Below are 7,766 nucleotides of genomic sequence, written 5' to 3' on the forward strand. Positions count from 1 at the left end.
GACGGACGACACGCCCGCGGCCGGGCTCCACCCCATGTCGTCCCTCTGAACACGCTCGCCGTCCGCCTGGACACGCGTGTCGTCTCTCCGATCACGCGAAACCGCCGCCCGCGCACCGGTCAGCAGAACCGCCAACCCGACGTAGGTACCTCAAACACTCTTGGCCCTAACGACCCAAATCACTCACGACAACCGGCTAGGGTGAGGCGTTCGCGTGGCATCAAGGGCTGGGGGGTCCGCCATGGTCGTCAAACGTGCCTATCACCACGGTGACCTTCGTCGTGCGCTCGTACTGGCCGCACGGGAGGTCCTCGTCGAGCGAGGTCCCGAGGGGGTGAGCCTGCGCGGCGCGGTCGCGAAGGTGGGAGCGTCCACCGCTGCGCCGTACCGGCATTTCCGGGACAAGGACGCGCTGCTCGTAGCCGTCGCCCTGGAAGGGCACGCCGAACTGCAGGGCGTCCTGCGAGGCTGCGGCGCCGGGACGGTGACCGCGCTCGGGCACTCCTATATCGGCTTCGCGCTGGGGAATCCCGCGTTGTACCGGCTGATGCTGGGCGCCGGGATCGGGGATCGGGCCGCGTATCCGGAACTCGTCGAAGCGCACCGGGAGACCTGTGCGGTGCTGGCCGACGGCGTGCGCGATCAGCGGCTCGCGGGGCACGATCCGGGCGGTTTCGCCGTCACGCTGTGGTGCCTGCTCCACGGGCTCGCCACGCTGGTGATCGACGGGCACGTCGAGCCGGGTTCCGCCGTCGCGGAAGCCGAGCGCAGCCTCGCGTTCCTGGTCGGCGGAGCGGATGTGAAAGCGTCCTTCACCGAGTGAGATGCGGTGAAGGACGCTTTCAGCCCCCGTGGACGCGTCAGCCGATGGACGGGATGTACGTCGGCAGCTTCCGGACCTTCGTGTCCTGCTCGAAGGCGTAGGCGATGCTCAGCAGTGACGGTTCGCTGAACTTCCCGCCCATGATGGACAGCCCCAGCGGCAACGGGCCGGAGTACGCCATCGGGACGGTCATGTTGGCGTAGCCGGAAACCGCGGCCGGGCCCGACGAATCGATGAGCAGCGCGCCGTCACCGGTCCCGAGCTGCGTCTTCCACGCGGCGTTGTTGGTCGGCGCCACGATCGCGTCCAGCTTGTTGTTCCGCAGGGTCTCGTCGAGACCACGCTGGGCGGCACTCGTCGCGGCTTCCCGCATCGCGCGGTAGGCCGGATCGTTGAGATCACCGGTGCTGGCCTGCGACCGGTCCCACAGGTTTTGGGTCCAGTACGGCATTTCCACCGCGGCGTTGTCCAGGTTGTACTGGATCAGTCCCGCCAGGTCGGCCGGGTGCTTGCCGCCGGTGGAGGCCAGGTAGGCGTTGATGTCGTGCTTGAACTCGGTCCTGATCGCCGGGAACTCGTTGGCGGCGATGATGTCCAGGTACGGGATCACGATCTCGACCGTGGTGGCGCCGAGCTTCCGGAGCCGGGTCAGTGCCTGGTCGAACGCCGCCTTCGTCGCGTCGTCCGGGGTGTACACCTCGCGCCAGACACCGATCCGCTTGCCCTTCAAGGCGTTGGGGCGCAAGAACTTCGTGTAGTCGTCGAGCGACTGCCGGGCGGCGCCCACGGTGATCGGGTCGCGGCGGTCGGCCCCGTTGAGGGCCGCGAGCAGGATCGCGGCGTCGACCACGTTGCGCGCCATCGGCCCGGCGGTGTCCTGCTGCTTCGACACCGGCACGATCCCGCTGCGGCTGACCAGACCGAGGCTCGGCTTGACGCCCACGATGCCGTTGGCGCCGGACGGGCAGGTCACCGAGCCGTCCGTCTCGGTCCCGACGGCCACGGTCGCCAGGTGCGCCGCGACGGCGACACCCGAACCGGCCGACGAACCGCACGGGTTGCGGTCGAGGACGTAGGGGTTGGCGGTCTGGCCCGCGAGCGGACTCCAGCCGTTCGACCCACTGGTGGATCGGTAGCTCGACCATTCCGACAGGTTGGCCTTGCCGAGGATGACCGCTCCGGCCTCGCGGAGGTTCTCGACCACGCCGGCGTCACGGTAGGGGCGGGATTCCAGCAGCGCCGTCGAGCCCGCCGTCGTCCGCTGCCGGTCCGCGGTGTCGATGTTGTCCTTGAGCAGCACCGGAATGCCGTCCATCAGCCCCTTCGACTGGTGCCGGTGCCGCCGCACGTCACTGGCCGCGGCGAGCCGCAGCGCGTCCGGGTTCGTGCCGAGCACGGCGTGCAGTGTCGGGTTCAGCTTGCGGATCCGCTGCAGGTAGAAGGCTGTCAGCTCGACAGAGGACAGCCGCCCGGAGCGCATCGCCCGTTGCAGATCGGGGATCGTCGCCCGCTCCAGGTCGATTCCGGCGACGACCGGACGCCCGGAATGCGACGTGGCCTGAGCCGGGACGGCCGAGGTGACGGATGCGACGAACACCATGACGAGAAATGCGGACACGGCCGCAAGACGTCGTTTCAAGGGATTTCCCTCCCTGGTAGAAAGAATGCTCGAACCGTACGGGTACGCCGTCGCGGGAGAAAGGGAACAGAAAGCGCGCCCGAACAATCGTCCGGTAGGCGATCAGTCACGGAAAAGAGTGCAGGGCAAGGAAAAGTGCCGTTTTCGGCACTGCGTGCGGCCGCCCGCGGACGCAGCGTGAGACGGTTTGCACCCACGCAATTCCTTCGAATCGGCAAGTACATTGATCGGTCATTGTTCGGAGTTCGTCGATCATCCCGTCCGGTTCGGCCGCGCGGACGCGGCGAGTGCCGCGCTGAAAGAACGCGCGGTACTCGTGAGCCCGGCCACTGAGGAAACCGGGTCACGGTGCGCGGGCAGGACGGCCGCAAGTGCCGCCCCGACCCGGCCGTCCGGGGTCCTGACCGGCACCGCGACGCACCTCAGCCCGGGCGCGATCGTCTCCGATTCGATCGCGTACCCGGCGCTGAGGATCTCGTGCGCGCCGGCGTCCGGTTCCGCGAGCGCCGGATGGTAGGCGGCGAGGAGCCGACCGGCCGCGGTCCCCGGAGGCAGGGGCATCCCCGGCCACACCTGGACGTCGTCCGCGGGCAGCACGGCACCGGCCGCGACCAGTGCGCGGCCCTCCCGCGGGACCGCGAGCACGAGACTCGCGCGCATCCGCGCCGAAAGCACCGGCAGCCACTCCCTGGCGAGCTCCCGCAGTTCGGGCTGCCAGAACCGGCCGAGCCGGAACACCCGCGAGCCGATGCGGTACCGGCGGTCCGACCGTTCGACGGCGCCCAGGTCGACCAGCTGGTCCAGCAGCCGGTGCACGGTGGTCTTCGGGAGCCCGCTGGCCTGCACGAGCTGCGTCAGCCCGGCCTGCCCGCCGTGCTCGTTGAGTGCCTCGAGCAACGCGAACGCGCCCTCGAGCACACCGCGTCCGCTGATCGGTTCCCGCATCGCCGCCCTTTCGCCGGAACAGGCCACACCGAAGAAGTAAAGTGTGCTTCCGCCCGCCTCGGATACGAACTTTCGGGCAGCCGATGGGGTGGGGTTCCGGTGAGCGGCCCAACCGGACCGGCCGCTCACACTTCGTAGCAGCAGCGCCGGAAACGTCCCGGGACGTGACGGACACCGCGCCGGAAACGGCCGTGCCGGGTCCGGGTCGCCGGGGCGTTCCTGGCATGCTGGCAAGGTTCGCGCGAACACCACAGCTCCAGGGGGACGTCGTTGATGGAGGAGACCCGCCGCCTCGCCGACCGGTTCGATCTCATCGAGCCCGTCGGCGGAGGCTCGATGGGCACCGTGTGGCGGGCGCGCGACGACAACCTCGAGCGCATCGTCGCGGTCAAGGAACTGCTTCTGCCGCACGGGCAAGGGGAACAGAAGTCGGACGAGGCCAAGAACCGCGCCCTGCGCGAGGCCAGGATCGCCGCGCGGCTGGTGCATCCCCACGCCATCACCGTCTTCGGTGTGATCGACGAGCAGGACCGCCCGTGGATCATCATGGAGTACCTGCCCTCGACCAGTCTCGCGGACAAACTGCGCGAAGGGCCGATGGAGGCGGACGACGTCATCCGCCTCTCGATCCAGCTGTGCTCGGCGCTGGCGGCCGCGCACCGGGCGGGCATCGTGCACCGCGACATCAAGCCCGGCAACGTCCTGCTCGGTGACGACGGCACGGTCAAGATCACCGATTTCGGCATCTCGCGCGCGATGGGCGACGTCCAGCTCACCGCGACCGGCGAGATCTCCGGGACGCCGGCGTTCCTGGCGCCCGAGGTCGCCCGCGGCGAGGACGCCACCTTCGCCTCCGACGTGTTCTCGCTCGGTGCGACGCTGTACACCGCGCTCGAGGGCGGCACGCCCTACGGCACGGCCGAGAACCCGATCGCGCTGCTGTACCGCGCGTCGAGCGGCGAGATCACCCCGCCGGTCAAGTCCGGCATCCTCACCCCGTTGCTGACCCGGCTGCTCGACGTCCGGCCGGACAGCAGGCCGACGATGACCGAGACCGAGCGGGAACTGCGGGCGCTGGCGATCGGGGCCCCGACGACGCTCGTCGCCGAGGAGCCGCCGCCGCGCGGCCGCAAGGGCGTCCTGATCGCGCTCATCGCCGGATTCCTCGTGCTGGCGGTCGCCGCCGCGATCGTGGTCGTGGTGCTGACCAGGGGCGACGGCACACCGTCGGACGCGGCACCGCCGCCGAGCTCGCAGCCGCAGACCGGCGCCCCGCCGTCGTCCGCGCCGGTCGTCCCGCCGCAGTCGGTGTCTTCGGCGCCGCCCTCGACTCCGCCGTCCACGCCTGTGTCGTCGTCAGCGCCGCCGCCTGCCGCGCAGACGCCAGGCCAGGCGCTTTCGGCCTACTACGGGTTGCTGCCCGGCAATCTCGAAGCCGCGTTCGGGCTGCTGAGCGACAACTTCAAGCGCAGCCGGGGACAGACCCTGGCGACCTACGGCAACTTCTGGGGCCGGTTCCAGGCGGTGTCGGTGTCCAACGTGACCGAACGGGGTGCGAACTCGGCGTCGGCCACGATCACCTACGTCCGCAAGGGCGGCGGTACGGAATCCGAGACCGCGACATTCGTGCTGGTGCAGCAGGACGGCCGCTACCTCATCGACTCGCAGCGCTGAGGCCGAGTTTCCCGGCGAGGCGGTGGATCCACGCCTCGACCTCGTCGGGGGAGCGGTCCGGGAGGCCGAAGATCGTCTCGGTGACCCCGGCCGCTTCCAGCTTGGCCAGATTCCCGGGATCCGGGCGGACGCCGAGCGCCGAGATCTCCGGTTTCCCCGAACGCCCGGCCTCCCGCCAGATCTCGTTCAGCTGTCGGGCTTTGTCCTCGATGTCCGTGTCGCCCGGCGTGGTCAGCCAGCCGTCGGCCGACTTCGCGATCCAGCGGAACGTCTTCTCGGTCCCGCCCGCGCCGACGATCACCGGGATATGCGCCTGCGCCGGTTTCGGCCAGGCCCAGCTGGCGCCGAACGAGACGAATTCGCCGGCGTAGGAGGCTTCGTCGTCCGTCCAGAGCGCGCGCATCGCTTCGAGATACTCGCGCAGGACGGTCCGGCGTTTGTTCCCCGGGACGCCGTGATCGGCCAGTTCGTCGACGTTCCAGCCGAAGCCGACACCGAGGGTGACCCGCCCGGCCGAGAGGTGATCGAGACTGGCGATGGTCTTCGCCAGCGTGATCGGGTCGCTCTCGACGGGGAGGGCCACCGCGGTCGCGAGCCGGATCCGCGTGGTCACCGACGCCACCGTGGCCAGCGCGACCCAGGGGTCCAGCGTGCGCAGGTAGCGGTCGTCGGGGAGCGACGAATCGCCCGTACGCGGGTGTGGTGCCTCCCGTTTGACCGGGATATGCGTGTGTTCGGGGACGTGGAAGGTGTCGAAGCCCGCGGCTTCCGCCACCTGCGCGGCGGCGGCCGGGGCGATACCTCGGTCACTGGTGAACAGAACGATCCCGTGTCTCACAGCCGGTCACATTATTAGAACGTGTTTCAGTTTGCAACCGGCTCCCGCAGCGTGACCGGGTAGGCGGTCAAGCGCCAGGTGCCCGGGTCGGGGATGCGCAGCGACCCTTCGGCGGGGGCCAGGCCGGGGAATCGGCGCAGAAGCCCGGCGAGCGCCACTTCGGTCTGGATACGGGCAAGCGGGGCGCCGAGGCAGAAATGCGGGCCGTGGGCGAACCCCAGATGCCACAGTGGCCCGTGCGCGCGCCGGATGTCGAAGACCTCCGGGTCGGTGAACGCGCGCGGGTCCCGGTTCGCGGCCGCGATGGCGACGGTAACGGGTTCTCCCTGGCGGATCAGGACGCCGTCGACCTCGACGTCTTCGGTCGCGTGGCGGGGGATCGTGAGTAGTTGCGGGCCGCACCAGCGCATCAGTTCGTCGACCGCGCCGGGCAGCAGGGCGGGATCCTCGCGCAGCGCGGCGAGCTGATCGGGATACGCGAGCAGCGTCTCCACGGCGTTGGCGATGAGGTTGCCGGGCACCTGGCCTGCCAGCACCAGTTGCCAGACCAGGGTGACGAGTTCGGTCTCGTCGAGGCGATCGCCGTCCTCGGCCTGGATGCGCAGGAGGTCGCTGACGACGTCGTCGCCGGGTTCGAGCTTGCGGTGCGCGATCGCGGACAGGCAGTCCTCGACGATCCCGGGCACCGCTTTCGCGAGGCCCTTGGCGTCGCCCGCGGCGACCGCGGCGCCGTATTCGCGCCACCGCAGCCGGTCGGCCTCGGGGATGCCGACCATCGCGCAGGTGACGTCGACCGGCAGCGGGCGGGCGAACTCGGTGATCAGGTCCACCGGCCCGTCTTCGGGCAGGTCGTCGAGCAGTCCCTCGACGATCCGCTCGATGCCGGGCCGGATCGCGGCGGCGCGGCGCGGGGTGAACGCGGGGGCGACCAGGCGCCGGAGACGGAGGTGCTCCGCGCCTTCCATCTCCTGCATGGTCCGCATGTAGGGCTTGCAGTGGTCCGGCACGTCGAGGCCCTGGTAGCTGTTCGCGTTCAGGGCGAAGCGCGTGTCGGAGAGCATCCTTCGCGCGCCTTCGTGCCGCAGGAAGGTCCACATCGGGCCGAACCCGGGCGCGACCAGCTTGGCGAGCGGGGAACGCTCGCGGGCGCGGCCGTAGACGGTGAACGGGTCGTGCAGGACCTCGGGGTCGGTCAGGGCGATCTCGGGAACGTCGGGCAAGGCGGTCTCCCAGTGTGGATGTTCACGTCAGATGTTCATATCATCTGAATGGTGACGGTATCTTGATTCCGGTCCGAGGGCAACGATGGGAGGCCGATGGCCCGGCTTGGCTGGGATCGGCGTGGGCAGTGATCGGGCCGTTGCCGCGGCCGCAGCAGGTGGTGGTCGGCGGTGGCGTGAGCACCGACAGGTGATCAACGCGATCCCGCGGAAGCTGCGGACCGGTGCTCCGTGGCGTGAGCAGCCGAACGGAGTCCGGGGGCGGTCCTGCGGCGGATGACCACTGCCGTTGTGGACCAAGGACGGAGCCCGGGGACGGTCCCGCGGCGGACGACAACGTTCGCGGACGAGCGCCTAGGGTGTGTCCTGGGGATCTTCATCGGAGGTGCAGGATGATGCAGGCGAGGATGATCTCGGCGCGGTGGTAGGCAGCTCGTTTGGCGTATCGGGTCGCTAGGCCTCGGAATTGTTTGAGCCGGTTGAAGCATCGCTCGACCACGTTGCGGAGTTTGTAGAGGTCGGGGTCGAAGGCCGGTGGCCTGCCACCGGCCTTGCCCTTCGCTTTGCGGCGGGCGATCTGGTCGCCGCGTTCGGGAATGGTGGCCTTGATCCTGCGCTCCCGCAGCG

Annotated in this window: 7 protein-coding genes; 2 read left to right on the plus strand and 5 right to left on the minus strand. The window is 69.8% G+C overall.

From position 1 onward, the window contains the following. Positions 1 to 241: 241 nt before the first annotated feature. A complete protein-coding gene (locus ACLJRL_RS06720) occupies positions 242 to 823 on the plus strand; it encodes a TetR/AcrR family transcriptional regulator (protein WP_410655102.1) in 582 nt (193 codons plus the stop codon). A 37-nt stretch (positions 824 to 860) separates the two neighbouring features. Here ACLJRL_RS06720 and ACLJRL_RS06725 read toward each other — a convergent pair whose 3' ends face one another. Beyond that, positions 861 to 2,423 carry an amidase gene (locus ACLJRL_RS06725; protein WP_410655190.1) on the minus strand — a complete coding sequence of 521 codons (1,563 nt, stop codon included), beginning with the start codon at positions 2,421 to 2,423 and terminating at the stop codon, positions 861 to 863. Between the two features lie 291 nt (positions 2,424 to 2,714). Beyond that, positions 2,715 to 3,407 carry an IclR family transcriptional regulator gene (locus ACLJRL_RS06730; RefSeq protein ID WP_410655103.1) on the minus strand — a complete coding sequence of 231 codons (693 nt, stop codon included), beginning with the start codon at positions 3,405 to 3,407 and terminating at the stop codon, positions 2,715 to 2,717. A gap of 273 nt (positions 3,408 to 3,680) precedes the next feature. Between ACLJRL_RS06730 and ACLJRL_RS06735 the strand changes: the two genes are divergently transcribed. Next, positions 3,681 to 5,081, plus strand: a complete 1,401-nt coding sequence (locus ACLJRL_RS06735; protein WP_410655104.1) for a serine/threonine-protein kinase — start codon at positions 3,681 to 3,683, stop codon at positions 5,079 to 5,081. On the opposite strand, the gene ACLJRL_RS06740 is transcribed toward ACLJRL_RS06735, so the two are convergent. The 3 genes from ACLJRL_RS06740 to ACLJRL_RS06750 all read right to left on the minus strand — a co-directional run. Next, a complete protein-coding gene (locus ACLJRL_RS06740) occupies positions 5,062 to 5,919 on the minus strand; it encodes an LLM class F420-dependent oxidoreductase (protein WP_410655105.1) in 858 nt (285 codons plus the stop codon). The genes ACLJRL_RS06735 and ACLJRL_RS06740 overlap by 20 nt on opposite strands. A 26-nt stretch (positions 5,920 to 5,945) precedes the next feature. After that, on the minus strand, positions 5,946 to 7,139 hold the full coding sequence (locus ACLJRL_RS06745) for a cytochrome P450 family protein (protein WP_410655106.1): 1,194 nt from the start codon (positions 7,137 to 7,139) through the stop codon (positions 5,946 to 5,948). Between the two features lie 376 nt (positions 7,140 to 7,515). Next, positions 7,516 to 7,766 (minus strand): transposase (locus tag ACLJRL_RS06750; RefSeq protein ID WP_410655107.1); only part of this gene is annotated, 251 nt, incomplete at its 5' end.

Origin of the sequence: Amycolatopsis sp. lyj-112 (assembly GCF_046549055.1) — a bacterium.
Taxonomy (GTDB): Bacteria; Actinomycetota; Actinomycetes; order Mycobacteriales; family Pseudonocardiaceae; genus Amycolatopsis.

Coding starts and splice junctions, on each gene's coding strand:
- ACLJRL_RS06720 (WP_410655102.1), top strand. CDS start 242: ATGGTCGTCAAACGTGCCTATCACCACGGTGACCTTCGTCGTGCGCTC.
- ACLJRL_RS06725 (WP_410655190.1), bottom strand. CDS start 2,423: ATGGTGTTCGTCGCATCCGTCACCTCGGCCGTCCCGGCTCAGGCCACG.
- ACLJRL_RS06730 (WP_410655103.1), bottom strand. CDS start 3,407: ATGCGGGAACCGATCAGCGGACGCGGTGTGCTCGAGGGCGCGTTCGCG.
- ACLJRL_RS06735 (WP_410655104.1), top strand. CDS start 3,681: ATGGAGGAGACCCGCCGCCTCGCCGACCGGTTCGATCTCATCGAGCCC.